The sequence below is a fragment of the Streptomyces sp. NPDC002276 genome (assembly GCF_053891435.1).
Genome location: NZ_JBSFCQ010000008.1, coordinates 126,377 through 153,096 on the forward strand (window position 1 = coordinate 126,377; position 26,720 = coordinate 153,096).

Annotated in this window: 28 protein-coding genes and 1 pseudogene; 20 read left to right on the top strand and 9 right to left on the bottom strand. The window is 70.2% G+C overall.

The genetic code is table 11. The features are described 5' to 3' along the window. The 6 genes from ACWIHT_RS21580 to ACWIHT_RS21605 form a co-directional block, all read left to right on the top strand. Window positions 1-616 (top strand): tetratricopeptide repeat protein (locus ACWIHT_RS21580; protein ID WP_456169771.1); only part of this gene is annotated, 616 nt, incomplete at its 5' end. 551 nt (window positions 617-1,167) lie between these two features. Continuing rightward, window positions 1,168-1,350: a hypothetical protein gene (locus ACWIHT_RS21585; RefSeq protein ID WP_456169772.1), complete on the top strand. Its 183-nt coding sequence runs from the start codon at window positions 1,168-1,170 to the stop codon at window positions 1,348-1,350. Beyond that, window positions 1,337-1,534 (top strand): WXG100-like domain-containing protein, encoded by a 198-nt coding sequence (locus tag ACWIHT_RS21590; RefSeq protein ID WP_456169774.1) that lies wholly within the window; start codon window positions 1,337-1,339, stop codon window positions 1,532-1,534. Before ACWIHT_RS21585 ends, ACWIHT_RS21590 begins: the two co-directional genes overlap by 14 nt. 70 nt (window positions 1,535-1,604) lie before the next feature. Continuing rightward, window positions 1,605-2,003, top strand: a complete 399-nt coding sequence (locus tag ACWIHT_RS21595; protein WP_456169775.1) for a hypothetical protein — start codon at window positions 1,605-1,607, stop codon at window positions 2,001-2,003. Window positions 2,004-2,658: 655 nt separating this feature from the next. Beyond that, complete coding sequence (locus ACWIHT_RS21600) at window positions 2,659-3,672, top strand: hypothetical protein (RefSeq protein ID WP_456169777.1); 1,014 nt, start codon at window positions 2,659-2,661, stop codon at window positions 3,670-3,672. A 127-nt stretch (window positions 3,673-3,799) separates the two neighbouring features. Further along, entirely contained in the window at window positions 3,800-4,708 is a 909-nt protein-coding gene (locus tag ACWIHT_RS21605; RefSeq protein ID WP_456169778.1) for a tetratricopeptide repeat protein, read from the top strand. Window positions 4,709-4,743: 35 nt separating this feature from the next. On the opposite strand, the gene ACWIHT_RS21610 is transcribed toward ACWIHT_RS21605, so the two are convergent. Then, on the bottom strand, window positions 4,744-5,208 hold the full coding sequence (locus ACWIHT_RS21610; RefSeq protein ID WP_456169779.1) for a hypothetical protein: 465 nt from the start codon (window positions 5,206-5,208) through the stop codon (window positions 4,744-4,746). Window positions 5,209-5,383: 175 nt separating this feature from the next. On the opposite strand from ACWIHT_RS21610, the gene ACWIHT_RS21615 reads away from it, so the two are divergent. The 11 genes from ACWIHT_RS21615 (at window position 5,384) to ACWIHT_RS21665 (ending at window position 15,940) form a co-directional block, all read left to right on the top strand. Beyond that, the gene (locus ACWIHT_RS21615) at window positions 5,384-6,040 is read left to right on the top strand and encodes a SigE family RNA polymerase sigma factor (RefSeq protein ID WP_456169780.1); all 657 of its coding nucleotides are present in this window, start codon (window positions 5,384-5,386) and stop codon (window positions 6,038-6,040) included. Between the two features lie 2 nt (window positions 6,041-6,042). Continuing rightward, window positions 6,043-6,882 carry a hypothetical protein gene (locus ACWIHT_RS21620; protein WP_456169781.1) on the top strand — a complete coding sequence of 280 codons (840 nt, stop codon included), beginning with the start codon at window positions 6,043-6,045 and terminating at the stop codon, window positions 6,880-6,882. A 51-nt stretch (window positions 6,883-6,933) separates the two neighbouring features. Next, window positions 6,934-7,935: a hypothetical protein gene (locus tag ACWIHT_RS21625; RefSeq protein WP_456169782.1), complete on the top strand. Its 1,002-nt coding sequence runs from the start codon at window positions 6,934-6,936 to the stop codon at window positions 7,933-7,935. Next, entirely contained in the window at window positions 7,932-9,461 is a 1,530-nt protein-coding gene (locus tag ACWIHT_RS21630; RefSeq protein WP_456169783.1) for a peptidoglycan-binding protein, read from the top strand. The genes ACWIHT_RS21625 and ACWIHT_RS21630 overlap by 4 nt, the downstream gene beginning before the upstream one ends. Before the next feature lie 20 nt (window positions 9,462-9,481). Then, window positions 9,482-10,174: an ABC transporter ATP-binding protein gene (locus tag ACWIHT_RS21635; protein ID WP_456170052.1), complete on the top strand. Its 693-nt coding sequence runs from the start codon at window positions 9,482-9,484 to the stop codon at window positions 10,172-10,174. Window positions 10,175-10,224: 50 nt separating this feature from the next. After that, entirely contained in the window at window positions 10,225-11,430 is a 1,206-nt protein-coding gene (locus tag ACWIHT_RS21640) for an ABC transporter permease (RefSeq protein WP_456169784.1), read from the top strand. A 36-nt stretch (window positions 11,431-11,466) separates the two neighbouring features. Further along, a complete protein-coding gene (locus ACWIHT_RS21645) occupies window positions 11,467-11,676 on the top strand; it encodes a hypothetical protein (protein WP_456169786.1) in 210 nt (69 codons plus the stop codon). Between the two features lie 70 nt (window positions 11,677-11,746). Next, a complete protein-coding gene (locus ACWIHT_RS21650) occupies window positions 11,747-12,355 on the top strand; it encodes a hypothetical protein (protein ID WP_456169787.1) in 609 nt (202 codons plus the stop codon). A 2-nt stretch (window positions 12,356-12,357) separates the two neighbouring features. Next, a complete protein-coding gene (locus ACWIHT_RS21655) occupies window positions 12,358-13,146 on the top strand; it encodes a carboxylesterase family protein (protein ID WP_456169788.1) in 789 nt (262 codons plus the stop codon). A gap of 264 nt (window positions 13,147-13,410) precedes the next feature. Continuing rightward, window positions 13,411-14,871, top strand: a complete 1,461-nt coding sequence (locus ACWIHT_RS21660) for an alpha/beta hydrolase-fold protein (protein WP_456169789.1) — start codon at window positions 13,411-13,413, stop codon at window positions 14,869-14,871. A 94-nt stretch (window positions 14,872-14,965) separates the two neighbouring features. Continuing rightward, window positions 14,966-15,940 (top strand): cytochrome c oxidase assembly protein, encoded by a 975-nt coding sequence (locus tag ACWIHT_RS21665; protein WP_456169790.1) that lies wholly within the window; start codon window positions 14,966-14,968, stop codon window positions 15,938-15,940. Between the two features lie 7 nt (window positions 15,941-15,947). Here ACWIHT_RS21665 and ACWIHT_RS21670 read toward each other — a convergent pair whose 3' ends face one another. Further along, on the bottom strand, window positions 15,948-16,547 hold the full coding sequence (locus tag ACWIHT_RS21670; RefSeq protein ID WP_456169791.1) for a TetR/AcrR family transcriptional regulator: 600 nt from the start codon (window positions 16,545-16,547) through the stop codon (window positions 15,948-15,950). A 109-nt stretch (window positions 16,548-16,656) separates the two neighbouring features. On the opposite strand from ACWIHT_RS21670, the gene ACWIHT_RS21675 reads away from it, so the two are divergent. Beyond that, entirely contained in the window at window positions 16,657-17,460 is an 804-nt protein-coding gene (locus ACWIHT_RS21675; protein ID WP_456169793.1) for an SDR family oxidoreductase, read from the top strand. Further along, complete coding sequence (locus ACWIHT_RS21680; RefSeq protein WP_456169795.1) at window positions 17,457-18,332, top strand: haloalkane dehalogenase; 876 nt, start codon at window positions 17,457-17,459, stop codon at window positions 18,330-18,332. Before ACWIHT_RS21675 ends, ACWIHT_RS21680 begins: the two co-directional genes overlap by 4 nt. 4 nt (window positions 18,333-18,336) lie before the next feature. On the opposite strand, the gene ACWIHT_RS21685 is transcribed toward ACWIHT_RS21680, so the two are convergent. From ACWIHT_RS21685 to ACWIHT_RS21705, 5 genes are all read right to left on the bottom strand, one after another. Next, window positions 18,337-18,669 carry a 4a-hydroxytetrahydrobiopterin dehydratase gene (locus tag ACWIHT_RS21685; RefSeq protein WP_456169796.1) on the bottom strand — a complete coding sequence of 111 codons (333 nt, stop codon included), beginning with the start codon at window positions 18,667-18,669 and terminating at the stop codon, window positions 18,337-18,339. Window positions 18,670-18,922: 253 nt separating this feature from the next. Next, the gene (locus ACWIHT_RS21690) at window positions 18,923-20,683 is read right to left on the bottom strand and encodes a copper resistance CopC/CopD family protein (RefSeq protein WP_456169797.1); all 1,761 of its coding nucleotides are present in this window, start codon (window positions 20,681-20,683) and stop codon (window positions 18,923-18,925) included. 165 nt (window positions 20,684-20,848) lie between these two features. Then, window positions 20,849-21,649, bottom strand: coding sequence for an SDR family NAD(P)-dependent oxidoreductase (locus ACWIHT_RS21695; RefSeq protein ID WP_456169798.1), 801 nt, complete (start codon window positions 21,647-21,649; stop codon window positions 20,849-20,851). Further along, window positions 21,637-22,104 (bottom strand): cupin domain-containing protein, encoded by a 468-nt coding sequence (locus ACWIHT_RS21700; RefSeq protein WP_456170053.1) that lies wholly within the window; start codon window positions 22,102-22,104, stop codon window positions 21,637-21,639. The genes ACWIHT_RS21695 and ACWIHT_RS21700 overlap by 13 nt, the downstream gene beginning before the upstream one ends. 18 nt (window positions 22,105-22,122) lie before the next feature. Beyond that, on the bottom strand, window positions 22,123-24,819 hold the full coding sequence (locus ACWIHT_RS21705; RefSeq protein ID WP_456169799.1) for a GNAT family N-acetyltransferase: 2,697 nt from the start codon (window positions 24,817-24,819) through the stop codon (window positions 22,123-22,125). Between the two features lie 97 nt (window positions 24,820-24,916). Here ACWIHT_RS21705 and ACWIHT_RS21710 point away from each other — a divergent pair, with 97 nt between their 5' ends. Next, window positions 24,917-25,630 (top strand): siderophore-interacting protein, encoded by a 714-nt coding sequence (locus ACWIHT_RS21710; RefSeq protein WP_456169800.1) that lies wholly within the window; start codon window positions 24,917-24,919, stop codon window positions 25,628-25,630. Between the two features lie 333 nt (window positions 25,631-25,963). Here ACWIHT_RS21710 and ACWIHT_RS21715 read toward each other — a convergent pair. Together ACWIHT_RS21715 and ACWIHT_RS21720 are read right to left on the bottom strand one after the other, a co-directional pair. Next, window positions 25,964-26,104: pseudogene (locus tag ACWIHT_RS21715) on the bottom strand (DUF397 domain-containing protein); the annotation flags it as partial. A 27-nt stretch (window positions 26,105-26,131) separates the two neighbouring features. Further along, window positions 26,132-26,720 (bottom strand): DUF5753 domain-containing protein (locus tag ACWIHT_RS21720; RefSeq protein ID WP_456169801.1); only part of this gene is annotated, 589 nt, incomplete at its 5' end.

Sequence of the window (26,720 nt, forward strand, 5' to 3'; positions counted from 1 at the left end):
CCAGCAGGCCGAAGAACGCTACCGCGCCTCCCTCACCATCGAGGAGGAGCTGGGCGACCGCGCCGGCATCGCCAGCAGCTACCACCAACTCGGCATGATCGCAGAGCTGCGGGGGGACTACCAGCAGGCCGAAGAACGCTACCGCGCCTCCCTCACCATCGAGGAGGAGCTGGGCGACCGCGCCGGCATCGCCAGCAGCTACCACCAACTCGGCATCATCGCGCAGGAGCGGGGGGACTACCAGCAGGCCGACGAACGCTACCGCGCCGCCCTCACCATCGACGAGGAACTGGGCGACCGCGCCGGCATCGCCAGCAGCTACGGTCAGTTAGGGCTGCTCCGTACCGAGCAGGAACGCCCCTCAGAAGGCGTGCCTTACACACTACGGGCGCTGACGCTTCAACTGGAGATCGGAAGCCCGCCCGGCGTCTCCCTTTACTGGCTCAGTCGGCAGAGGGCTCTCCTTGGCGACACAGCCTTCGGATCCCTCGTCAACGACCTGCTGACAGCCGATGCGGCGGCGGCGATCATGAATGCCACGCAACCCCAGGAAGAGCCTCCGCCGCATGAGGGGGAAATCGGCCCGAGTGACCCCGCAAACACAGATCAGGCGTAGCCCGTATTGCAGTACCTCACCGGGCGATCCATGGCCCCTCCGGACCAACGCACGTCGTGTTCGCCTCGTCCACATCTGCAACCAGCCGCCCCAGTTGGAAAGCGTGTGGGGGAGCACCCCCTCACGAGTTCGCATCTCATATCCCCCGCCCATGCCTCACCAGCTTGTCCGCAGCAAGTGCCCCCAGCGCTCCGGGCTCCGAGGCCCGAACCCCCGTCACCCCGACCCGACTTGATCGAGCGTTCCCTCCCCTCTATCGAAGTCACGGCAGCAAAGCCCCCCAGTGAACTACCGTCTACGGGTCAGTCAGCCGACTCAGGGGAAGCAGACGACGTCACAGGCGACACCGGCGACACAAGCAACGGCAAGATATCGACATCAAGATCACCGACCTGAGGGCGACAGCCCCGCATTTCCACACGCACAGTTCCGACCTGGCCAAGGCGCTGAACAAGGCGCTGAACAAGCTCAAGACCGGCCTGGCGGCAGCCGGTTCGCCGTGGGGTGGTGACGAGCAGGGCCGGAAGTTCCACGAGCGGTACGACCCGCACGTGGAGAAAATGGAGGAAGCCGCCGGGATCCTGGCGCTCGGCCTGGCCGGCGTCGAGCCGGCCATGACCGACATGGCGGACGGGCACATCGACAACGAGGAACTCGTCCGCTCGATGTGTTCGTCCGCAAGATCCAGCCCGCTCCGCACGACGGCGACGGAACCGCGCGGTGAGCGCGAGTGACAAGGTCAAGGAGATCGTCCAGGACATGACCGGCACGTGGTGGCCGGATGCCGACGAGGACGGTCTGCGGGACGCGGCGAAGGCGTGGCGGGACTTCGCCGACGACCTGGAGACACTGGGGACAGTGACGGCCGCCGCCAACAAGTCAGTCGGCCCGCGGCATCATCGAGCACAACAAGGGTGAGGCGATATCCGCCTTCGACGACCCCTTCTGGCGCCGCTACCACTACGACGGCCACGGCTGGCTCCAGGACATGATCGACGGCGCCCGCGACATGGCCAAGGCCCTCGACCAGTACGCCGACGTCGACGTCGTCCACAAGGCCGTCAAGCATCTGGAACACGAGCTGGAGATCGTCGGCGCCACCATCGTCGCCGGCACCGCCCTCGCCGTCTTCACCTTCGGCATCTCCGAGGGCGCCGCGGCCGCCGCCACCGCCTCGACCCTTGAACTGTCCGCCACCCTCGGCGTGACCGTCTCCACCGAGATCGCCACCGACGAGGGCAAGGGCCTCAGCCTCGACGAGGTGAGCGACTCCGCCCTCTACGGCGTGGAGTTCGGCGGCGCGGCGCCTTCGGAGCGGGCGGGAGGACGGCCCGGATCGTCGCCTAGAACGGCGGCATGGAGAGCCTGTTCAACGGTTTCCGGCTGAACAGCGCGGCCCTCGACGAGATGGGCAAGTCCCGTACCTGGAAGCTGATCCAGGCCCCGGACTCGAAGATCCCCGTAGCGCCAGTGAAGGCGGGCGACAAGGCGGGCGACTACGAACTCGTCTCGCTCGTCTCCGGGCGACCCGGTCTACTTCGGCAGGACCACCACCACGGTGGACTACGACGAGCGCACCCTCAACAACCAGCAACGGGTGGTCGCCCGGATCCCCGACGTACACGACGTGGTCGTGCATCGCACGGACGCGGGAGTGTTCGTACTCGGTCGCGTGAATGCCGCGGAAAGACCCTGCCGAACGACGGACGACGTACGACGGACTTCGAAGTGCATCCCAACCACATCGCGGACGCCAATCGCGGACGTCAATCGCGGATGCCATCCGCAGCAATCCCAACTACCAAGGCGAACCGGTACGCCTCATCTCCTGCTACTCCGGCGCCGACGCGAGACCTCCCGAGCTGCCCCTCGCCCAGTCCGTCCGTCGCCAACGAGCTGGGCATGCCCGTGACCGCGCCCACGAGCAAAGTGGGCACGTCCCCCGACCTCGTGCTCAACCAGACCCCCCACCATCGGCAACAATGGCTACTGGCGCACCTACCTGCCCATGGCCCACTGACGGCAGGCCCACGGGAGTGAAGATGACCAAGCGAGCGGGCTTCTACCGGGAGGTCGGCGGCCCGGATGCCGCCGCGGGCGATGCGCCGTCCCTGCGCAATGACGTGCGCGATGACGTGCGCGGCAGCGGGCCCTGGGACGAGGACCGCGTCCTCGGCTACCTGGAATCGGCTCGGGAGATATACACCACGATGGGCGCTCGGCGCGACGCCCTCGACGGCGACGAGTGGATCGCGGGCTCCGAGTCCCTGTTGACCGACGGCAGTTGGATCTGGCCGGTCGATCTCGTGCACTACGTGCGCCGTCACCACGTCGCCCTGCCGCAGGAGTTCCTGGAGCACATCCGGGCCAACGGCTACACCGTCCCCGCCGTGTCCGACGAACGGGCGAGGCACATCTTCCAGGAGGAGTTCCCGGACAGCGCCCCCGCAGCGGCCTCTCCCCAGTCCGTTCTCCAGCCCGTCGGCTTCTTCACCTGGTACGTGCCGAAACTGACCGGCACGAGCGCCCGTCAGTTCCTCGCCCGTCTGGAGAACGCGGGGCTCTCCGCCGTACACCCCCTGACGAACACCCTCTTCGGATTCCGCGAGACGCCGACCGGGAACCGCGAGCCCCTCATGGGTGACGGCACGGCCCTCGCCGCCGCCCTGGCCGACGACCGCTACTCGAAAACCGAGTTCACCTGCTGGAAGGGCTACGACCAGTCCCTGCCCGGCATCGTGCGGCGCACGGACGAGACGACGCACAGCGTCACACTGCGCCTCACCGACGTCCCCGCCCCCGACCGCGAGGAGACCGTGGCAGCACTGATGCGCACGCTCGCCCAGGACACGGCCGAGTGCCGCGGTTTCGTCATCGACCGGACCGGCGTATCGGCTTCCCAGGACTGGGACCGCACCCTCACGGGCGACGGAGCCCACTTCACCGTGTGGCCCGACACCATCGGCATCCTCCGGAACCGCGTCGGCAACCACCCCGAGCTGGCCAACAGCAAGCCGACCGCGTACGGCCCGCTCGACGTCTTCCACCGCGCGTGAACCAGGGATCGCTTCCACCGACCACGGCCTCTACTGCCTTCTACGGCCGCTGCTGCCGCGGTGACCTGCGGATCTGAAGCCGTTTACGCAGGTCGGCGTAGCGGGCCGTACGGCAGGATGTCCCCCCATGAACGATGCGCCCGCCACTTCAGCGAACGACTTCGCCGCAGAGTCCGTCGAGCGAGGTCGGCGGGCCGCCGCGGAAGGGGACTGGAAGACGGCTGTCGCGGCCTGGGTCGCCGGCTCCAATGCGGGGAGTCTGAAATCGGCGAACCTGGTCGTCACGGCGGTCCCGCCCCTCAAGGCCCAGGCCGATGAAGGGGACGTCGACGCGATGGCCCTGCTGGCCGGTGTGATGCTCGACTTCTTCCACGAGTCCGCGCTGCCGATGGTGCTGGCCTACGCGACCGCCGCCGCACGCGCCGGGCATCCGGCGGCCCAGCGCACCCTGGGTCTGATGTACCGCACCGGCCGCGGAGTCGAGCCGGACGACCGTCGGGCCGAGGACCTCTTCACCGCGGCCGCGAAGGCCGGCGACCCGTACGCCGCCTTCAACCTGGCGGGCATGCACATCACGGGCGATGTCCGGGCCAGGGACCACGACCAGTGCCTGCGGCTGCTGCGCCAGGCCGTCGCCGGGGGCGTGACCCAGGCCGCCGCCGTGCTCGGTGACAGGCTCGCCTCCATCGATGAGGACGCGGAGGCGCTGAGCTGGTACGTGTATGCCGCCGAGCGGGGTCACGCGGGTTCGATGTTCGCCGCCGGGTGCCGGTACCGCGACGGCCTGGGAACGGCGCCGGAACCGGTCCAGGCCGTGCGGTGGTTCCTGGCGGTGCTCGGCAAGAGCGACAGGGGCGAGGACGGGGGCGGGGACGAAGGCGGGGATCGGGGCGGGGGCGAGGACGGGCTCCATGAGGCGATCCAGCTGGTGCGGCGGGGTATGACCGACGAACAGATACGCACCGCCGGTCGACTGGCCGGCCGTTCCTCCGAAGCCGAGACCCTCATCCGCACGGCCCGCCCGCACGGCGGGTGATGCTCACCAGCATGTCGGGGCCCTGCCGACGGCGGTCAGACGGGAGGGGCGAACGGGTTCAGGGCCGACGGGGCCGAGACCGGGCTCCAGTCGGGGCCCCGGTGGGTCAGCCACCAGTCTCCTATGACGTGGAACTTCTCCTCGAAGTGGCGGTCCGGGGCGAGGAATCCGGTGCTGGGTGCCCGTAGGCGGGTGACGCGGCCGTTCGCCTCGTAGAGGACGATCGTCTTGGTGCCGCGGGTCGATTCGGTCTGGATGCCTCGGATGTCGGCCCAAGGGATCGTACGGCGGCGCCAGCTGTGGATCACCGCCGCCGACGGGGTGAGGGTGGTGCCGAAGCGGGCCGGGAACAGGGCCGTCAGCACCAGCAGGAAGAACCAGAAAGTCGCCAGGCCGAGCAGTCCACCGGGGCGTGGCATGCGGGTCCCGACGTTGATGAAGAGGAACGTTGTGATGACGACCGACGGCAGGACCGGCACCGTCCGTTGCCACCTGGTCAATCCGTACCGCACCTCTGCCGGCAACGCGACCCCACTCGGTGAACGCTCCACCACTGCCACCACCCCGTTGAAGAATTTTCCCGGGAGGTGACAACCTCCCGTTCCTGTATACCCGTTCGGTAAGCATGAAGTACTTCTCACCGCGCGCCCAGCCGGTGCCGGGCGGAGGTGACCTGTGATCCGGACGCCGGTCGGGCAGGACGTCTCCGATGCCGGTGGTGTCGTCGAAAACGGGCTGGACTTCGACGACTTCGCGCGCAGCCGGCAGGCGCATCTGCGGCGTTCGGCCCATCTCCTGTGCGGGGACTGGCACTTGGCCGAGGACCTCACGCAGACGGCGTTGGCGAAACTGTACGCGGTGTGGCGTCGGGTACGGCAGTTGGAGTCGCCGGACGGCTACGCCCGGCGGGTGCTGTACCGGACCTTCATCGACGAGACCCGGCGACGCCGCTGGTGGGAGCGGACGGGGACGGGGGCGTTCCAGGAGGACGTGGTGGCCCCGGTCTCGGATACGGATCTGCGGCTGACGCTGCTGGACGCCCTGCGTCAATTGCCGCCGCGCGGACGGGCGGTGCTGGTGCTGCGGTTCTGGGAGGACCAGAGCGTGGAGGCCACCGCGGCGGCACTGGGGTGCAGCGTCGGCACGGTGAAGAGCCAGACCTCCCGGGGGCTGGACACGCTGCGGCGCATCCTCGCCGATTCCGGCAAGGACCCCGGGACCGGGATTACGGGGACCGGAACCGGCACCGGCACCGGCACCGGCACCGGGACCGGGACCGGGACCGGGACTACTACAGACACCGGCACCGACTATCTGCGGGCGGAGTGGTGAGCATGGGCGGGAAGGACGGTGACCAGTACGCGGACAAGCACACCTACACCTACGCCTACGAGTCCAAGTCCAACTCCGAGTCCGAGTCCGAACTGGTCGAAGCGTTCGGGGAGTTGGGATCGGGTCCGGAGCCGCCCATGCCGGACCTCGTGCCGGGCGCGGTCGTACGCGGCACGCGGCTGCGTCGGCGGCGACGGGCCGGGGCGGCCGTGAGCGCCGCCGTCATGGCGGGGGTGCTCGCGCTCGGCGGGCACGCGCTGCTCGCGCCCCGCACGCAGAGCGCGCCGACGCTGCCCGCGGCGGAACCGACGGTCTGGTATCCGTCGCTTGAGCTGCTGCGGTCGATCCTGCCCGCTCGCTACGGCGCGGAGCTCGCGGTCGGGAATCCGCGCCAACCCCTGCGCCCCGGGCGGTACTTCCGGGTGACCGCCGCCGACGGGAGCAGGGCCGACCTCTACGTGAGCGTCAGCCGGACCGCCGTGGACCCGTCGTACGCCCACCCGACCCAGGCCTGCCGGAACAGAAACGGCCGCGTGCTCGACTCTCCGTGGAACGGCCTGATCGACAAGTGCAGCCTGATCAGGCACGGGTCGGGCAACGTGCTGCTCTACTACGTGTCCGACATGGGACTGCCCAAGCCGAGCAGCGCCCGTAACGAGAACTCCTCGGCGACCGGCGTCAGTTATCTGACCTCGGGCGGATGGACGGTGCAGGTGATCGCGGGCTCGCTGGACGAGGCCGCGGGCAGCGGGAGCCGCAGCCGTCCCTGGACGGACACGCCACTGCTCCAAGTGGCCACCGATCCGCGCATCTTCGACGCCGTCAAGGAGACCGGCGGCTGAGCTGACGCACCTACGACACACATCTTGACCAACCCTGACAACGAGGATGGCATGAGCATGCCCAAATTCGGTACGCCCGGCATGATGCCTGGCACAACGCCCGGCAAAACGCCCGGTATACGCGGCCCCCTGATCACCGCACTGGCCCTCGGCCTGCTGCCGCTGCTCGCCGCCTGCGGTGGCGGCGAAAGCTCCAAGTCGAGCGCGTCTAGCGGGAGTTCGGGCGGTTCCGGCGGATCCGGCACCACGACCGCGGCCAACGGGGCCGTACAACTCACCGTCCCCGACGGCGTGGACGAGGCGACCAAGCAGCAGTACATCGAAGAGAACGCCATCGCGGTCTGCATGAAGAAGCAGGGCTTCACCTACACCCCGTACGCGCGCAGTTCGACGGCGGCCGATCCGCTCGCGGCGGTCGACGGGGAGGACTACGCGCGGGCCAAGCAGTTCCGGCAGAAGTACGGCTTCGGGTACTACGCCGGAGCCGTCTACCCGAACGACCCCAACGTCCCCTTCAGCAAAGCCGCGACGACCAAGCGGACCTCGCCCGTGGACCACGACGAGGACGGGCTGACCGAGGCCCAGAAGAAGGCGTACGACATCGCGCTGAACGGTCCCCAGGCCAAGAGCAAGGCCGAGGAGAAGCCCGGCGGCTGCTCGGAGACCGGGCGGGTCGCGGCGCACGGACCCGCACTCAGCGCCGCGGCCGAGAAGAAGGCGGAGAAGGCCCGCAACGACGCGAACCACGCCAACGGCCTCGCGCTCAACGGAGACGCCCAACTCGTGCAGCTCGCCCAGCAGTTCGCGGCCTGCCTGAGCGGACAGGGCATCCCCGTCTCCACCACCCAGCCGACCGGCATGGTCGACATGGTCCGCATCGACATCTCCAAGAAGCTGCCGGAGAACTTCATGTCGATGAGCAGGGACACCGCGCTGCCCCTCCTCAACAAGGACATCGACATCGCCCTGAAGGACCTGGACTGCGGCAAGAAGTTCCGCGCCGCGTACTTCCCCAAGGAGAAGGCCAAGCCGTACTACGGGGAGGACGGATGAGCCGCCCGGAGGGAGAGGGTACGAGCCGGATCGGCAGTGGCCGTAGGCGACTTGGGGTCGTCGTGGGGGCCGTGGTGCTGGTCGGGGCGGGCGGGTGGTTCGCCGGTACGCAGGTGCAGTCGCCCGCGGACGCCGCCGCCGCGCACCGGGCGCCGAAGGCCGGGCCGGTGACGGTCGCGGTCGTACGGCAGTCACTCACCGCGAGTGTGGTCGCGACCGGGTCCGTCGAGTTCGCCTCGCCGCGCCCGCTCTCGCTGGCCGGGCCGGTCGGCAGCGGCGCGTCCTCGGGGGCCGACGGCAGCGACGGCGCCGAGCAGCGGGTCACCAAGGCCCCGGTCGCCGGTACGAAGATCAAGGAGGGCGACGTCCTGATGACGGTCAACGGCCGTCCGGTGTTCGCGCTCGGCGGTTCCGTGCCGATGTACCGAGCTATGGGGCCCGGCAGTTCGGGCGACGATGTGACACAGCTTCAGAAAGCCTTGCGGCGGCTCGGGTTCGACCCCGGCTCGATCAGCGGGACGTACGGGCAGGGCACCGCGAGCGCCGTCGCCGCCTGGTACAAGAGCAAGGGGTACGACGCCCAGGAGCCGAGCCCCTCCGACCAGCAGCAGCTCGGCTCGCTCGAACAGGCCGTCTCCGCCGCGCAGGAGGCGCTTCTCACCACCAACAGCGCTTCCACAGGGGGCAGTTCGAGCGAGAGCGGTTCGTCCGCCTCCCCGAGCCCGCAGTCCGGCACCGATCAGCAGGTCCACGAGATCCAGGTCAAGTCGGCCCAGAAGGCGCTGGATCTGGCGAACGACGCGCTCAGCGGTTTCAAGGCCTCCTACGGTACGAAGGTCCCGGCCGGCGAGGTCGTCTTCCTGCCGAAGCTGCCCGCGCGGCTGGACAAGGTGAGCGTGAAGACGGGCGACACCCCGTCCGGCCAGATCGGCACGGTGACCAGTTCCGACGTGGTGGTGCAGGCGGCCGTCCCCGGCACGGACGCACAACTCCTGCGGCACGGGATGACCGCCCAACTGACCACGGCGGACGGCAAGTCGGCGACCGGCACGGTGGACGTCGTGGCGGACGGTTCAGGTTCCGGCTCCGGCTCCGGCTCCGGCTCCGGCTCCGGCTCCGGTTCCGACTCGTCGTCGGGCGCGGACTCCTCCGGCACCGACCCCTCCACCACCGGCGAGAGCGACTCCACCGACTCTTCCGGCTCCGCCGACTCCTCCGGCTCCTCCGACTCCACGGCCGCCGTCCAGGTGCGGATCACCGTCCCGGAGCCCGGGCCGCTCACCAGTGAGGCCGGGGCCGCCGTGAAGGTGACCATCAAGGTCGGCGCCTCGGACGGCAAGGTGCTGACCGTGCCGATGGCCGCGATCCACACCTCGTCCGACGGGCGGGCCCGGGTCCAGGTCGCCCACGGCGACACCGTGACCGACGTCCATGTCACGGTCGGGCTCTCCGCCGCCGGGATCGTCGAAGTCAAGCCCGCCGGGGGCACGTTGACGGCGGGCGAGCGGGTGGTGGTGGGCGAGTGACCGACACCGTGGTGGAGAGCATGGTCGACACCGTCATCCAACTCACCGGTGTGGAGCGGACGTTCGCCTCCGAGCCGCCTGTGCACGCCCTGCGTGACGTGCACTTGACCGTGCGGCGCGGTGAACACCTGGCCATCGTCGGGCCGTCCGGTTCCGGGAAGTCGACGCTGCTCAACACGCTCGGGCTACTGGACCGGCCCACGGCGGGGTCGTATCTGCTGGACGGGGTGGAGACCACCGGGCTCGGGGACCTGGAGCGGACCTCGTTGCGCGGGAGCCGGATCGGGTTCGTGTTCCAGTCCTTCCACCTGCTGCCGTACCGGACGGTCGACGAGAACGTCATGCTGGCCGAGACCTACCGCAGGCCGCGGGCCGGACGTGGGCGCGGCGGGCGGCTGGCCCGGGCCCATCAGGCCCTGGAACAGGTGGGGTTGGGGCACCGGGTGGGTTTCCGGCCCGACCGGCTGTCCGGCGGTGAACGCCAACGGGTCGCCATCGCACGGGCGTTGCTCAGCGACCCGGCGCTGCTGCTCTGCGACGAACCGACCGGGAACCTGGACACCGAGAACACGCTCTCCGTGCTGGAGCTCTTCGACGACCTGTGCGCCCAGGGGATGACCCTGGTCGTGATCACCCACGACGACGCGGTCAGCCGGCGGGCGGGCCGCCGGGTCCGCATCACCGACGGGCGCCTCACGACGGAGGACCGGTGACAGGGAGAAGAGCATGGAAAGGAAGAAAAGGGCTGGTCGAACGGCCCTGGATGGACCCGCGGGACCTCTGGACGGAGGCCCTCGCGGGGGTCCTCGCCCGTCCTGTGCGGTCCGCGCTCACCACGCTCGGCACGGTCCTCGGCATCACCACGCTCGTCATCACCATCGGGGTGGCGTCCACCGCGGGCAACCAGATCGTCGGCCGGTTTGACGCCCTCACCGCGACTTCGGTGACCGTGACGGTCCCGGCGCCGCTGCCCGGGGAGGAGGACGCCGGGCCGCTGGTGCCGTGGTCGGGGACCGATGCCGTACGGCGGCTGGCGGGTGTGGTCGCGGTGGCGGCGCTCGCGGACTCGGACGCGACGGACAGCGTGCTGGTGCGGTCCAACGACGTGACCGCGCCCGGCGACATGTCCGGCCAGACCCTCGCCGTGCTCGCCGCCTCGGCGGGGCTGCCGGCCGCCGTGCACGGGGCGATGACGGCGGGACGGTTCTACGACTCCGGGGACATCGCCCGGCACGACCACGTGGTGGTGCTCGGCGACCAGGCGGCGAAGCTGCTCGGCATCAAGCGGGTGGAGGACGCGCCGGCGGTCTTCTTCAAGGGGCAGTCGTACACCGTGATCGGCATTCTCGGCGGGATCAGGCGCGAACAGCGGCTGTCCACCGCCGTGTTGGTGCCGCCCACCACCGCGGCCGACCGGATCGGACTGACGGACATCACCCGCGTGCTGGTCGACACCGCGCTGGGCGCGGCCAAGCAGGTGGCACGGCAGGCCCCGATCGCGCTGGCGCCCGGGCACCAGGACTCGCTCTCCGTCGAGGCACCGCCCGACCTGTCCAAGGCACGGGCCGGGGTCCAGAACGACACCAACAGCCTGTTCCTCGTCCTCGGGCTGGTCTCCCTCGTCGTCGGCGCGATCGGCATCGCCAATGTGACGCTGGTGACGGTGATGGAACGCGTCGGCGAGATCGGGCTGCGCCGCTCGCTCGGCGCGTCCCGACGGCAGGTGGCCGGGCAGTTCCTACTGGAGTCGACAACCATCGGTCTGCTGGGGGGAGTTGTGGGCGCGGCGCTGGGCATCGCGGTCGTGGTGTGCGTCGCCGTGTTCAAGGAGTGGACACCGGTCCTCGACCTCCGCCTCGCGCTCGGCGCCCCACTAGCCGGCGCCCTCGTCGGACTCCTCGCGGGCCTCTACCCGTCACTACGCGCCGCCCACATGGAACCGGTGGACGCGCTACGCGCACCGTCGTAGCGGCACGACTGTCATGGCGGCACCACCGTCGTAGCGGTGAGGGGAGCGGTGGCGCGGGAGGTCGCGCCCGGGCCGGGGGTGGTGACGGACGACGAGATCGCCGCGTATGTGAAGCGGAACCTGGCCAGTTGTCACCACCAGGTGGGGACGTGCCTGATCGGGGGGGGCGGGCCCGACGCGGGCAACACGCACGCGCCGACCATGATGATCGGCGAGCGGTGCGCGGGGTTCCTGATCAGCGGCTGATCTCCCGTTGCGGGGCGCCCCGGGCCAGGTTGAGGTGGGAGCGGAACGCAGCTCACCGAAGGAGTCCGTCGTGGTGGACAGGCGCAGGTTCATCGTGGGGTCCGGTGCCGTCGGCGCCCTGGCCGTGCTCGGCGGTACGGCCGGGTGCACGGCGCGGGCCGAGGGCGAGGCCATGAGCGCTACGGCTCCGGCCGACGGTCACGTCCGGGGCGCCACCGCGATCACCAAGGTCTACGGCGACGGGCAGAAACTCATCGCGGTGGCGGTCGAGTACGACGCCGACATCACCGGTTCGGCCCTGTCGACGTCGACGTTCAGGGTCAGCGGCCGGACCGTCACGAAGGTCTACGCGAACCGGTCCGCCGACCTCGCCGAGCGGGGCAGGGACGGGCGTTACGTCATCGTCGAGCTGTCGCCGGACGACGAGGCGGCGGCGCTGTGGGTGACGCGGCAGGGGTCCGGGACGGCCTCCAGTTCCTCACCGACCGGTTCCTCACCCATGGGTACGGTCAGCGCGGCCCCCGGCGGAGGCGGTCCGAAGGTCGGGGACAGCACGCCGGGCGGGACCATCGTCGCCGCGAAGGCGACCGTCACCCAGACCGGCACCGTGACCACGGCCTCCGGCACCCGCTACCCCGCGAGCGCCACGAAGGTGACCACGAGCGCGGTGAGAACCTGATCGTGGACGACTTCCGGCAGTTCGCCTTCACCGACCCGGTGACGAAGAAGACCCTGAAGTACAACCTGTTCGTACCCAAGGGCTACGACCCGCACAAGCGCTACCCGCTGGTGCTGTTCATGCACGACGCGAGCGTGGTGAACGTGGCGACGCAGGGTCCCCTCGTGCAGGGGCTGGGCGCGGTGTGCTGGGCGAGCCCGGAGGACCAGGCCCGGCACGAGGCCTTCGTGCTCGCCCCCGAGTACGACTCCGTCGTGATCGACGACACCTACGAACCGTCGCCGCTCTTCGACACCACCGCGCATCTCGTGCAGGCGCTCACGAAGAAGTACAGCCTCGACAAGAAACGGCTCTACGCCACCGGGCAGTCGATGGGCGCGATGATGACGCTGGGCCTGAACATCAAGTATCCGGAACTGTTCGGGGCGTCTTTCGTCGTCGCCGGACAGTGGCCGGAGGCACAGGCGAAGCCGTTGGCGAAAAAGAAACTCTGGATCGTCGTCTCGCAGGACGACGACAAGTCGTACTCCGGCGAGAACGCCATCACCAAGGTCATCAAGGAGCAGGGCACGGCCGTAGCGACCGCGGTATGGGACGGGCGGTCCACGGGCGCCCAGTTCGCCGCCGACGTGCGGAGCATGAAGGCGCGGAAAGCGCCGGTCAACTACGCCTCGTTCAAGACCGGCACGGTCGTACCCAAGGGCTCGACGACCAGTGCGCACATGGCCACCTGGCACATCGCCTACACGATTCCCGGCATCCGGGAGTGGGTCATGGACCAGTCCCTCTGAGTTCGCTCTGAATACGGCCTGTTTTCGTCGCCGAATTTCCGCCGCCGTCGAATCGGGCGAATGTGGGTCAATAGTTTCGGCGCAATAATCGCGGCGCGATAACTCCCGCCAGCTAAGGTTGCGCGAAGCGAATTCACCGGCACGACCAGGGAACTTCTGCGTCCCCTGTGAAAACGCTTCTTATTTCGCCTTTCGCTTCACAGATTGAGGCAGGACAGTGGCGCCCGGCAGCCCTGACAACCTCGATCGAAGGAGCACACCTTCATGGACAGGCGTAGGTTCATGGCCGGTACCGCGACCGCGACGGCGGGGGCCCTGGTGGTGTTCGCCGGCGCGTCCCCCAGCTCGGCGCGGGAGGCGAGCGGGACGACGGCCGCGACCGGCACCGCCAGTACCGCCGGTACCGCCGGTACCGCCGATGCGGCCGGTTCGGACGGTGCGGCCGGAGACCATGTGAAGAGTCTCACCGCCATCACCCAGGTCTTCGGCGCCGGGCAGAAGCTCGTCGCGGTGGCGGTCGAGTACGACAGAGAGATCGACGCGCGGACGCTGTCCACGTCGACGTTCACGGTCACCGACCGCACCGTGACCAAGGTCTACACGAACCGTTCCGCCGACCTCGCCGAGCGGGCGCGCTACGGCCGCTACGTCATCGTCGAGCTGTCCCCGGACGACACGGCGGCGGCCCTGTGGGTGACCCAGCAGGGCGGCGGCGGGACCCCGCCCACCGGCGGAACCGGAACCGGTACAGGCACCGGTGACTCCGGCGGCGGGGTCGGTGCGGGCGGCCCGAAGGTCGGCGACACCACCCCCGGCGGAACGATCGTCGCCGCGAAGGCCACGCTCACACAGGCCGGCGCGGTGACCACGGCCCACGGCACGCAGTACCCCGCGAGCAGCACGGCGCTGACCACCGACGCCGTGAAGAACCTGATCGTCGACGACTTCCAGCAGTTCACCTTCGCCGACCCTGCGACCGGTCAGACCCTGAACTACAACCTGTTCGTGCCCAAGGACTACAACCCGCGCAAGCGCTACCCGCTGGTGCTGTTCATGCACGACGCGAGTGTGGTCAACGTCGCGACCGAGGGTCCGTTGGTGCAGGGGCTGGGCGCGGTGTGCTGGGCGAGCCCGGAGGACCAGGCCCGGCACGAGGCCTTCGTCCTGGCTCCCGAGTACGGCTCGGTCGTGATCGACGACGACTACCTGCCGTCGACCCTCTTCGACGCCACCGCCAACCTGGTCGAGTCGGTGACGCGGCAGTACAGCATCGACCGCAAGCGCCGCTACACGACCGGTCAGTCGATGGGCGCGATGATGTCGCTCGGCCTGAACATCAAGTACCCGGACCTGTTCGCGGCGGCGTTCATCGTCGCCGGGCAATGGCCGGAGGCGCAGGCCGCGCCGCTGGCGAAGAAGGACCTGTGGATCCTGGTCTCCGCCGACGACACCAAGGCCTACCCCGGCGAGCAGGCCATCACCGCGGTCATCCAGGAGCAGGGCACGCAGGTCAGCACCGCGCTGTGGGACGGGCAGTCCACCCCGGCCGAGTTCGCGGCGGACGTGCGCGGCATGAAGGCCCAGCGGACGCCGGTGAACTTCGCGGCGTTCGAGGCCGGCACGGTTGTACCGACCGGATCGACGACCAGTGCGCACATGGCGACCTGGCAGGTCGCGTACACGATCCCCGGCATCCGGGACTGGATCATGCGCCAGTCGATGTAGGTCCGGCGGACCACGGGGGCGGGTCCTGACCGCGGCGCTCGGCGGCATAGAGTGCTGCGGCAGGTCCGGCAGGCGTGGGTGGAGGTAGATCGCGATGGAGAACCCGCCACAGCTCACCGCGGGACGGCTGTTCTCCTCCTGGCAGGCGGACGTCCCCGCGCTGCTCGTCGTCGTACTCCTCGGCGGCCTGTACGGCTGGGGCGTCCTGCGGCTGCGGCGCCGCGGGGAGAGCTGGCCGGTGGCGCGGACCGCCGCGTTCGCGCTGTTCGGGCTCGGCACGATCGTGGTCGCCACGATGTCCGCGCTCGCCGCCTACGACCGGGTCCTGTTCTGGCCGGCCGCCGTCCAGAACGTCCTCCTCGACCTGATCGCCCCGCTCGGCCTGGCCCTCGGCGATCCGCTGCGGCTGGCGCTGCGCGCCCTGCCGGAACGCGCGGCGGCGCGGGCGCAGGGAGCCCTGACCGGCCGCGTGCTGCGGCTGCTCACGTTCCCCCTCGTCAGCACGGCCCTCGTCCTGACGACGGAACTGACGATCTACTTCACGCCGTACTTCGAAACGGCGTTGGCCAACGGCTGGCTGCACCAGCTCATGTATCTCCAACTGCTGCTCGCCGGGAGCCTGTTCGTCCTCCCGGTGCTCACCCGTGAGGAGGCGCTGCCCGCCTGGTGTACGCATCCGGTGCGGGCGGCGCTGGTGTTCGTCGACGGGATCATCGACGCGGTGCCGGGCATCGTGGTGATGACCCACGGCACGCTGATCGCCGGGTCCTGGTACCTCGCCCACGCCCCGTCCTGGGCGCCGGACGTCCAGCACGACCAGCAGCTCGGCGGCGGCGCGATGGTCGGCATCGCGGAACTGGTCGCGATCCCCTTCCTGCTGGCGATCCTGGTGCAGTGGGCCCGGACGGAACGCGCCGAGACGGTGGCGCTGGACCGGCGGCTGGACACGGAACTGGAGCGGGTCGCGCCCACGGAAGCGGCGGCATCGGACGAGGGGCCGGAACTCGTCCGCCCCTGGTGGGAGACCGAGAACAGCGAGGTCGCGCAGCGGTTCCGGGGACAGCGGTAGACGTCCCTCAGGCGGGGGACAGGGTGTCCAACTCCCGTATGAGCCGGGCCCCTTCACGGGTCATGATCTCCGGGTCGCGCAGGGCGTTGGAGAGCAACGACATGCCCTGGTAGGCGGCGACGAGGGTGAGCGCGAGCCCCTCGGGGTCGGCCGCGCCGAGCTGCCGGTACTGCTCCTCCACCCAGTCCACCAGCAGCCGTATGACCCGCCCCGCGGCGAGATCGAGACCGTCCTCGTACCGCTTGTCCAGCTCTACGGCGAGGGTGCCCATGGGGCAGCCGTGGCGGGCGGCCATGTCCTTCTGGCCGACCCAGCCGCCGATGAGGGCCTTGAGGCGTTCGCGCGGGTCGGGGAGCTGGTCGAGCTGTGCGGTCAGGGTCGCGAGGTTGCCGGTGTGCTCGGAGAGGGCCGCCTCGATCAGCTCGTCCTTGGTCTTGAAGTAGTAGTAGACGTTGCCCGTCGGGACGTCGGCGGCGCGCGCGATGTCGGCGATGGTCGTGCGCTCCACGCCCTGCTCGTGCAGGACCCGGGCGGTGGCGGTGGTCAGCCGCTGCCGCTTGCCCATGGCAGGGGGCGGGGCGGGCCGGGAATCCTTTGAGTCAGTCATCTGACTAACTATAGACAACGGGCGGGTCGATCGTGCTAGCGTCATTCCCGACGGAGTTAGTCAGCCAACTAACTCACACGCATATACATACGGCGACGGGGGTATCGACATGATCGTGGTGACGGGTGCGACCGGGAACGTAGGGCGGGCGCTGGTGCGGATCCTCACGGAGGACGGGGTCCCGGTGACGGCGGTGGCCCGGAACATCGACGGACCGGGGACGATGACCGCCGACCTGGCCGAACCGGAGACCCTGAGGGGCGCGTTAGCGGGCGCGGAGGCGCTGTTCCTGCTGATGGCGGGCGAGCGGCCGTACGACATCCTGGACACGGCGAAGGGGGCCGGTGTCCGCAAGGTGGTGCTGGTCTCCTCGCAAGGGGCGGGAACCCGACCGGAGGCATACGCACAACCGCGTCAATTCGAGGCGGCCGTACGGGAGTCGGGGCTCGACTGGACGATCCTGCGGCCGGGCGGCCTGAACAGCAACGCGTTCGCCTGGACCGAGTCGATCCGTTCCCGGCGCGCGGCGGCGGCACCCTTCGGTGACGTGGGCCTGCCGTTCGCGGACCCCGACGACGTGGCCGAGGTCGCCGCGACCGTCCTGCGCGAGGACGCGCACACGGGCGCGACCTACACCCTGACCGGTCCGGCTCCCACGACACCCCGCGCGCGGGCGGCGGCGATAGCGACGGCACTGGGCGAGCCGGTGACCTTCAAGGAGCAGTCCCGCGCGGAGGCGTACGAACTGATGGCGAGCTTCATGCCACTCCCCCTGGTCGAGGGCACGCTGAGCATCCTGGGCACACCGACCGAGGAGGAGCAGCGGGTGAACCCGGACATGGAACGGGTGCTGGGGCGGGCGCCCGGTACGTTCGCGGCCTGGGCGGAGCGCAACGCGGCGGCCTTCCGATGACCGCCTCTCATGTGACTCACGTCATCGACTCGACCATGACCCACCGGGAGTCGGGGACCGGAACACCGATCGTCTTCCTGCACGGCAACCCGACGTCGTCGCACCTGTGGCGAAACGTCCTGCCGCGTATGCCGTCCGGGCGCCTCCTGGCCCCCGACCTCATCGGCATGGGCGAGTCGGGCAAGCCGCCCATCTCCTACGACTTCGCCGACCAGGCCCGCTATCTGGACGCCTGGTTCGACGCGCTCGGGCTGCGGGACGCGGTGCTGGTGGGGCACGACTGGGGCGGCGCCCTGGCCTTCGACTGGGCCACGCGCCATCCGGACCGGGTGCGGGGCATCGCGTTCACGGAGACCATCGTCAAGCCGATGACCTGGGAGGAGTTCCCCGAAGGGGGCAGGGAGCTGTTCCGCTCGATCAAGGCGGCCGACATCGGCGAGGCCATGATCCTCGACAAGAACGCCTTCATTGAACAGGCCCTGCCCGCCTCCACCGCAACCCCACTCGGTGCGGCCGACCTCGCCGCCTACCGAGCCCCGTACCCGACCCGCGAAAGCCGCCGCCCCCTCCTGCGCTGGGCCCGCTCGATGCCACTGGACGGCGAACCCGCCGACGTCGTGACCAGAATCGAGGCATACGACCACTGGCTGACGTCCAGCCCGGACGTACCCAAACTGCTGCTGACGTTCACCCCCGGGGCGGGGACGATGATGACCTCGGACATCGTCGCCTGGTGCGCCGCGAACATCACGGCCCTGGAGATCGAACACTCCGACACGGTGGCGGGCCACCACACACCGGAGGACCAGCCGGAGGTGATCGCCGGGGCGATATCGGGGTGGGCGGAGCGACACGGACTGCTCGGCCAGTAGTTCCTCAGGCCGTGGTCGGGGCGTCCAACGGCTCCGCTCCGTGCGCGCGAGCGATGCCGTCGATACGTCTCGCCAGATCGAAGTCCGCGTCCGTCAGCTTGTGGCCGGCGTCGTGGGTGGTGATCGCGAACCGGATCGTTCCCCACCGCAGATCGATGTCCGCGTGGTGGCTGATGAGCCGCTCGACGTCGGCCACGTGCACGATCATCGCGACACCACCGTGATAGCGAATCCCATACGTGCGCGTGATCTCGTCGCCCTCACGACGCCACCCCGGTACGTCCCGCAGCGCGGCCTCGATCTCGTCCTCGGCCAGCGGCACCGGCAGCTCTGTCACGTCAGTTCCCCTCCGTCACGGACGCCACGACCTCGGCCAGGTCCCGACCGACCGGAGCATCCTGCCAGGGCGCCATCGCCCGCTGGAGAGTCCTGAGTTCCCGGCTCATGCGAGCCGACCTCGTCTCCACGGCGATCTCGGCGGCGCCGCGCGCGATATGGAGCGCCTGATCGGGAGCGCCTCCGTGGGCCTGTGCCGCTGGACTCCACAGGCACGCTGCGCCAACCGCCGCATGTCGCGGCGCGCGCAGCGCCTACCGCACGATCCGCACCTGCCGTTCCACGCTCACCTGGTCGATGTCCGATGTCCTGACCGTCACCTTCATCGTCCAGGTGCCGGCGATGGGGATGTTGAGGGAGTTGGTGCCCCAATAGCCGCCCTCGTCCTTGATGTTGGCGTCGAGGGGGCCGATCTTCTGGGCGGGGAGGGTGAAGGAGAGGCGGAGTTCGGGGACCGTGGCGAAGCCGCCGTCGGGGCCGTAGACGACCGCTTCGACCGAGTTCAGGCCGACGCGGCCGGGGTCGAGGGTGATCTGTACCTTGCCGCCGGCGTTGCCGACGCGGAAGGGGACCATGGTGACGGAGGCCGCGGGGATGCCGGCCGGGGTCGCCGTCTGCTGTGCCTCCGCCGCTGCCCTGCCCGGCAGTGTGTTGGTCAGCAGGGTGGTGATCACCAACACGGTGACGCCGACGGCGACTTCGAGCAGGACCGAGCGGCGCAGCCCGCGGCGGTAGCCGTCCGGGGAACCGTCACCGGCACCGGGGTCCGGGAGGCCCGTACCTTCACCCCGGCCGGTGGAAGAGGACGGCTCCTCCGCCCCGGTCTTCACCAACTCCGGTACCTGGAGCGGCACTTCCACTCCCGCCAGCCGGGCCGTCCACTGGCGTGACCAGGCCGCCGCCGCGAGCAGCAGGACCACCGCGCCGAGTTTCACGAGCAGGATGCGGCCGTACGACGTTCCGGTCAGGGCGTTCCAGGAGCCGAGGCCGCGCCAGGACTGGTAGACGCCGGTGACGACCAGGACGGTGACCGAGATGAAGGCGAGGCGGGAGAAGCGGGCGACCGGGGCCGCGTCGAGGTCGGGTGAGCGGTAGAGGACGGTGAGGAGGGCTGTCAGGCCGCCCAGCCAGACCGACATCGAGAGCAGGTGCAGGACCGCCGAGGTCATCGCCACCGGTACCTGGATGCCTGCGGACGCGTGCTCCGCCGATGCCCACGTCAGGGCCAGAGCGACGGCCAGGGCGGTGCCCGTCCCGAGGGTCACCCGTCCGAATCGGTCCCGGCCCCGGAGTCGTAGGAGAAAAGCCGCCGTCGCGGCTAGGAGGAGCAGGCGGGCCGCCAGGGCCTGGCCCGGGCGGGTCAGCAAGGTCTTGGGGAGAGCGGAAGGTTCGAACGCCGTGGCCAGGCCCGTGCCCGCCTCGTAGGGGGCGCGGAGGATCAGGAGGGCCAGGGTTGATGCCAGGAGGGTCCACCAACCCATCAGGATCGGCTTGTTGAGGACCGTGGGGTTCGGGGGGCGGCACAGGGCCAGGAACGTGGCCGTGCCGATGAGGAGGGCGGCGGCTATGTACGCGAAGTAGCGGGCCGTGTCGTACAGGCTGGCCGTCAGCGGCTCCTCGTTCGGGGCCGTGCTGATCGGGGTGGTGGTGGCGGAGGGTTTGCCGATGGAGAAGGTGAAGGCGCCCGAGACGGGGTGGCTGTCGGCCGAGACCACGCGCCAGGCGACCGTGAAGGTGCCGGTGCCGAGCTTGGCCGGGAGGGTGACGCTCGCCGTGTCACCGGCGTCCTTCGCGTGGTGCGCGGAACTCGTCTTCACCCGCCGGTTGTCGGGGTCGTAGACGCGGAAGGAGTCGTCGAGGAGGGCGACGGACTCGGAGAAGGTGAGGGTGAGGCTGCGGGGGGCCGACTTGAGGACGCTTCCGTCGGCGGGGTCGGTGGATTCGAGGGCGGCGTGCGCGGACGCGGTGCCCGCGCTGCCGAGGAGGAGCAGGACCAGCATGGTGCCCAGCAGCACCAGCCCTTGAACTCCTCGCCGCCGGCCGGCTCCGGTGCCTCCGTCTCCTCCGTCTCCTCCGTCGCGTCCAAAACGCTGTCCCTCATTCCGTCGTCGGCGCACGTCATATCTCCGTCTTCGGACTTGCAGGCCTCGGGTTATGTACGGAAGAACCGTTCCCTTCGCTCACCATGCGGGCCGGGCCGAGACTCCGCCGTCCACGACCAGGTCGTGCCCGGTGATCCAGGAGGCGAGGGGGGAGGCCAGGAACACGCAGGCGTCGCCCACGTCCTCCGGGCGGCCCAGTCGTCCCGTCGGCGCCGCCGCCCGCCATCTCCGCACCCCTTCCGGCCAGGCCTCCCCCAGTCCCTCCCGGTCGATCAGGCCGGGCGAGACCGTGTTGACGCGGATGCCGTACGGGCCGTACTCCAGGGCCGCCGACCGCGCGTGCATCACCACGGCCGCCTTGGACGCGGAGTAGTGCGCGTGCAGCGGCGCCGGGGCGCTCGCCTCGATGGACGCGATGTGTGTGACCGTGCCACCACCGCGTTCCCTCATCACCTCGGCCGCCGCCTGCGTACACGCGAACACGCTCATCAGGTTCGTGTCGACGACCGCCCGCCACTCCGCCGCCGTCATCCCGTCCAACGGTTGCGTCGGCTGTACGCCCGCGTTGTTGACCAGCGCCGTCAACCGCCCGCCGCCGAACTCCGCCGCCTCGCGGACCAGCGCCCGGCAGTCGTCCTCGTCGGTCAGATCCGCTTGCAGTACGACGGACCGGGCGCCCGACTCCCGTACCCGGGCCGCCACTTCACCCGCCGCCCCGACCGCCGTACGACAGTGGACCACGACCGCCGACGCACCCTCCTCGGCGAACCGCAGGGCGATGCCCCGGCCGATGCCGCCGCCCGCGCCCGTGACCAGGGCGACCTGTCCGGCCAGCAGGCCGTTCAGCAGGCCGTTCAGCGGGCCGCTCACGGGCGGCACAGCCCGGCGATTCGGGCGGCCTCGGCCGGGTAGCGGGCGGTCAACTCGGCCGTGTCGCCGTGCTCGTAGCCGTCGTAGGTGAAACCGGGTGCCATCGTGCAGCCGAAGAACGTCCACGCGCCGAGCGCCCGCGCCCCCATCCAGGTACCGGCCGGCACGGTGAACTGGACGTGCTGGCCGTGCGCGATGTCCGGGCCTAGGACCGCCGTGCGGGAGGTGCCGTCGAGGGCGAGGAGCAGGAGTTCGAGCGGGTCGCCGAGGTAGAAGTGCCAGACCTCGTCGCTGGGCAGCCGGTGCAGCGCGGAGAAGTCCGGGGCCGCGAGGAGAGCGACTATCGCGGTGCCCTCGGGGCGGCCGTCGGACCGTTCCGGGCCCGCCCAGGTCTGGCGGAACAAGCCGCCCTCGCGGGGGATCGGCTCCAGGTCGTAGTGGGCGACGAGGTCTTCTGGGGTCACTCCGGTCACCCCGGCAGGCTACGGGAAGGCCACCTCACGAGGGAGAAACGCCAGTTGGGCGTGCTTTTCGGGCAAGTACACGTCCGGAATGTCGATCTCCGGGAGCACCACCCGCGGGCCCGCCACGAAGCCCTGGCGCAGGAAGCGCGCGACCGCCTTCTCGTTGCGCACGTCCGGGTCGACCACGATCCGGCGCCGGTCCAGACCGAGCAGGACGTACCCGGCGAGGACACCCATCAGCGCCGCCGACCAGCCGGGGCGGGCGCCGTCCGGTCCGGCGTGGGCGAGGAGGAGGTGGATGCCGATGTCCCCGGGTGCTACGGCGTAGCAGTCGCCGACGCGGTCGGCCGCGGGCTCGTAGGTCTGGAGGAGGGCGACCGGTTCGTCGTCCCTGAGCACCAGGTGGGCGTGGTGGGTGTCGAGGGTCTCCATGTGGGCGTAGATCTCGGCGACTTGGGCCCGGGTGAGGCCGTTCATGCCCCAGAACGCGGCCCGTTCCTCACTGACCCAGCGGTGGATCGTCCCGGCGTCGGCCTCGGGGTCCAGGGGCAGGACACGGACGGTGCCGAAGCCGTCGACGTGCTGTTCGTGGACCGGGCGGCGAATAGGGGGCTCGGGTTGGAGGCCGCTGAAGTCGGTGATCACGGGGACCAGATCTCCCTTGAGCCACAAGGGGAGTTGGTCGTGGTGATGCGGTGAGCCGGGCAGGCCCGACGCGCCCAGCGGCACCACCCACAGGCTGTCCTCCCGCCGGGCCAGGTCCCACACGAAACGGGCCGCCGGACCGCGCGCGCTCAGGTCGGTGAACCCGGGTACGGAGGAGGTGCACAGCACGCAGTCGTGGTCACCGGACAGGCCCGGACCGGGAGTTGGGGTGTCGGCGAGTGCCCGCCAGGGGGTCAGGCGGTGGGTGTCGCCCCAGGTGCCGAGAGGTGCGGCGGCGACTTCCTCGACGGCCGCCCGTACGGTCTCCGGCCGGTCGATGCCGTACAACTCCCTTGCCCGCAGCAGGTGTTCGAGCGCGAAGCCCACGCGTGGGAGCAGCGCGAGCCACGGTTGGAACACCTCCGGGTAGGCGGGCGGCTCGGCCAGCGCGGCGAACGCCGGGTGGGCCGCGAGCCGTCGTACGACCGCGCCGCGCACGGCCGCGTAGGCAGCGGCGTCCGTGCTGTCGGCGTCCATGCGGCGGTCCCAGGTCAGCAGCCGGTCGCGGAGTGCGGCGGCCTCGGGGGTGAGGTCGGTGAGAGCGGCCAGGTGGTCCAACAGGGGTGTGACGGAGCCCAGTTGGGTGTCCATGTGGATCGCCGGCATGTCCGCGGCGGACCAGTGCGCGCGCTCGGCGAGGAGCGCGGCGATGCGGTCGGCGCGGTGGGGCGGGGCGAATTCGACGCCGAGCGGGGTGGCCGGGCCGCGCTGGTTGGCCATGACCGCGATGCCGTCGGCGTCGGCGGGTGGTTCGGCGCGGGGCGGCTGGTGCCAGCCGTGCCATTCGTGGCCGGGTTCCCAGGCGGGGACCAGTCGGGTGCGGTTGGCCTCGGCGCGGAGCGGAACCTTTCCGGCCACCCGGTGCAGCAGTCCACCGTCGGTGTCGGCGGCCTGGACGACGTTGACGGGCTCGGCCCAGTCGTCGAACGCCCGGTCCACGTCGGCCACTTGGCGGGCGCGGAGGAGGGGGAGCAGGGTGGTGAAGCCGAGGTCCTCGGTGACGCGGGGCGGGTGGCGGAGGCTGATGGCGAGGGGTGGGGTGCCGGGCGGTGCGGTGACTCCGCCGTCGAGGCCCTCGGGCCCGCCGATGACGACCGGCCCGCGTTCGGTCTCGATGACCTCGACCTCGACGGGTGCCTCGCCCGCCACCTCGACGGTCTCCGTGTGCCGGGTCGCGCGCCGCCAACTCCCGTCGGGGCCAAGGGCTTCGACACCGGCGCCGGTGCGGCGCAGGCGCTCGCGGTAGAGGTCCTGGTAGTCGGCCATCGCGTTGGTGATGGCCCAGGCGACCGTGCCGGTGTGGCCGAAGTGGGCGATACCGGGGACGCCGGGCACGGCGAGGCCCACGACGTCGAACTCCGGGCAGGAGAGGTGGACTTGCTGGTAGACGCCGGGGTCCTCGATGAAGCGGTGCGGGTCGCCAGCGAGGACGGGCAGGCCGGTCGTGGTCCGTGCGCCGCTCACCAGCCAGCCGTTGCTGCCGGAAGTACCGGGCCCGTCCGTGGCGAACAGGCCGACGGCGTCCGGCCCGAGATGCCGTATCGCCTCCTCGCGCCACAGCTTGGCCGGGAACCCGGCGAACAGGATGTGCGTGACGAGCCAGACCGCGAGCGGCGTCCAGGGCTCCCAACGCCCGGGCGCGGGGCCTGCGTTGCCGAACTCGGGAGCCGAAGTCCCCTCCCCCAGACCCTCGTTGACACCGTCGACGTACGACCGCACCCAGCGCGCGGTCTCCGGGTCCCGCCGCTCCAGGGCGGCGAAGCAGCGTCTCGCGGTGTCGTCGAGGCGGGCGCGGCGGGCGAAGAGGTCCCAGGGCAGGGCGTCGATGCCGAGGAAGGCGGCCGAGGCGCCCTGCGCGCGATGCCGTTCGGTCTCCAGCTGCCAGGCGCGGTCGTGGGCGGTGACGCGGCCCTGGGCGTGGGCGAGTTCGTCGGCGCTGTCGGCGCGGAGGTGGGGGATTCCCCAGGCATCCCGGTAGATCCCGGCATCGCGGTGGATCTGGGTCGTCACCCTGTGAACCCTCTGCTTCCCTGTTCCGAGGCTGTTATTTAGGTTAGCCTTGCCTAAGTAATTGGTGGGGAAAGCGTACGCGAAGGGTGAAGAGACGATGGCACAGGGGCGCGGATGGGAGGGCGCGGTTCTCCGGCTGCTGCGCGCCAAGGACTTCGAGTTCACCGTGACGAGGGCCGAGGACGTCACCCCGCACTATCGCCGCCTCCACCTCACCGACGGCGGCATGCTCGCGGAGACCGGCGTCCACCCCACGATGTGGGTCCGGCTCTGGTTCGACAACGCGGGCAAGCCGCATCAGCGGGCGTACACCCTGGTCGACCCCGACCCGGCGGCCGGCACGTTCGGCCTCGAATTCGCCCTGCACGAGGGCCGCGCGAGCGACTGGGCACGGGCGGCCGAGCCCGGCGACACGATCGAGGCGACGGTCCAGGGCACGGGCTTCGAGGCCCCCGCCCCGGCCCCCTCCCACCTCTTCGTCGCCGCCGACCCGGCATCCGTCCCCGCCGTCAACTCCCTTCTGGGCGCGGTGGGTTCAACGATCCCGGCGACGATCTGGTTCGAGGGCGAGCCCAACGGCCTCCCCCTCCGCACCGACCCGGACCACCACGAGATCCGCGCACTCCCCAGAGGCCGACTGACCGAGCGGATCCGCACGGAACTCCCCGACCTCCTGAAGACCACCCCGGACCCCTACGTCTGGATCACCTGCGACACGACGACGACCCGGGCGCTGTCGTCGTACGTCCGCAAGGATTTGGGCGTACGGCGGGAGCGGGTGCACGCGCTGGGGTACTGGCGGGCGAGCTGAGGCGGGCCGGAGGGGACCCGCCTCGGAAAAGTGTGTCACTTTTCGCCGAAAGTGACACACTTTCGAAACACACCCTCTCTACGTACGGAGAGGCGCCCGCCCCAGGAGGCGCCAAGGCGGCCACGACGATCTTCTCCGGTGTCAGGTCCTCCCAGACCAACCCATGAGAAGAGCGACCTGGGCCGCCGAGGTTGGCCTTGATGGTCGTCGCCTCGCGCCACTCGTCCAGACCCGCGAGTTGTTCCGCCGTCGCCTCCGAGCCGTAGCACCCGGGGATCTTCCCGTACGAGTCGGCGCCATACCCGCTCGCGTACGGCTTGCTTGGCCTGGTAGTTACACCCGGTCGAACTCACCGGCACCGGCGCCCGCGATGAACGCGGCGAACCCCGAGTTCGAGAGCCTCACTATCGGCCCCGCCGGGTCCTTGCTGTCACGAAGAGCCCGGCCACCGCCAGGTAGAGCGGTGGCCTCGACGCACTCACCCTTGTTGAGTGCCTGGCTTCATCGACCCTGTTCCATTTCGTGAAGGGCGTTCTGGATGAGCACCCTGGACTTGCTGACGTTTGCTGCGGCCACGTTGAGACGACGAAACAGCGTCGTGTAGGTCTCCACGTCCGTCACGTCCTCGTAGTAGAGGCTGCTGGTCGGTGACTCTGTGTACACGACGTCAGTTTCCGTCGAGGTGGGGAAGCTCATGATGTTGAACGGCCCGTACAGACAGACGTTCATGGGGTCTTCGCTCGGCAGGATCTGAAGCTCGATGTTCCGCTCCCGGCTGTCGGCGATCAGGGACTTGAGCTGGCCGCTCATGACGTCCGTGCCGCCGACCTGGTGACGCAGGGCGCTCTCGGCGATGATCACCCAGAGTTGCAGCGGATTCTCTCCGGCCAGCAGGTTCTTGCGTTCCCGTCGGACATCGAGCTGCGCCGCGATCATCTCCCGGGCGGCATCGGGTGCCTGGAGGTCGAAGAGCGCCTCGGTGTATTCGGGGGTCTGCAGCAGCCCCGGTACCAGACTGGTCTCCACGCTGTAGATCTCCGAGGCGTCCGCCTCGACAGCGGCGTAGGTCAGGTAGGCCGGCTCAAGCACT

Coding starts and splice junctions, on each gene's coding strand:
- ACWIHT_RS21595 (WP_456169775.1), top strand. CDS start 1,605: ATGATCGACGGCGCCCGCGACATGGCCAAGGCCCTCGACCAGTACGCC.
- ACWIHT_RS21600 (WP_456169777.1), top strand. CDS start 2,659: ATGACCAAGCGAGCGGGCTTCTACCGGGAGGTCGGCGGCCCGGATGCC.
- ACWIHT_RS21605 (WP_456169778.1), top strand. CDS start 3,800: ATGAACGATGCGCCCGCCACTTCAGCGAACGACTTCGCCGCAGAGTCC.
- ACWIHT_RS21620 (WP_456169781.1), top strand. CDS start 6,043: ATGGGCGGGAAGGACGGTGACCAGTACGCGGACAAGCACACCTACACC.
- ACWIHT_RS21625 (WP_456169782.1), top strand. CDS start 6,934: ATGAGCATGCCCAAATTCGGTACGCCCGGCATGATGCCTGGCACAACG.
- ACWIHT_RS21630 (WP_456169783.1), top strand. CDS start 7,932: ATGAGCCGCCCGGAGGGAGAGGGTACGAGCCGGATCGGCAGTGGCCGT.
- ACWIHT_RS21635 (WP_456170052.1), top strand. CDS start 9,482: ATGGTCGACACCGTCATCCAACTCACCGGTGTGGAGCGGACGTTCGCC.
- ACWIHT_RS21640 (WP_456169784.1), top strand. CDS start 10,225: ATGGACCCGCGGGACCTCTGGACGGAGGCCCTCGCGGGGGTCCTCGCC.
- ACWIHT_RS21660 (WP_456169789.1), top strand. CDS start 13,411: ATGGACAGGCGTAGGTTCATGGCCGGTACCGCGACCGCGACGGCGGGG.
- ACWIHT_RS21665 (WP_456169790.1), top strand. CDS start 14,966: ATGGAGAACCCGCCACAGCTCACCGCGGGACGGCTGTTCTCCTCCTGG.
- ACWIHT_RS21670 (WP_456169791.1), bottom strand. CDS start 16,547: ATGACTGACTCAAAGGATTCCCGGCCCGCCCCGCCCCCTGCCATGGGC.
- ACWIHT_RS21675 (WP_456169793.1), top strand. CDS start 16,657: ATGATCGTGGTGACGGGTGCGACCGGGAACGTAGGGCGGGCGCTGGTG.
- ACWIHT_RS21680 (WP_456169795.1), top strand. CDS start 17,457: ATGACCGCCTCTCATGTGACTCACGTCATCGACTCGACCATGACCCAC.
- ACWIHT_RS21710 (WP_456169800.1), top strand. CDS start 24,917: ATGGCACAGGGGCGCGGATGGGAGGGCGCGGTTCTCCGGCTGCTGCGC.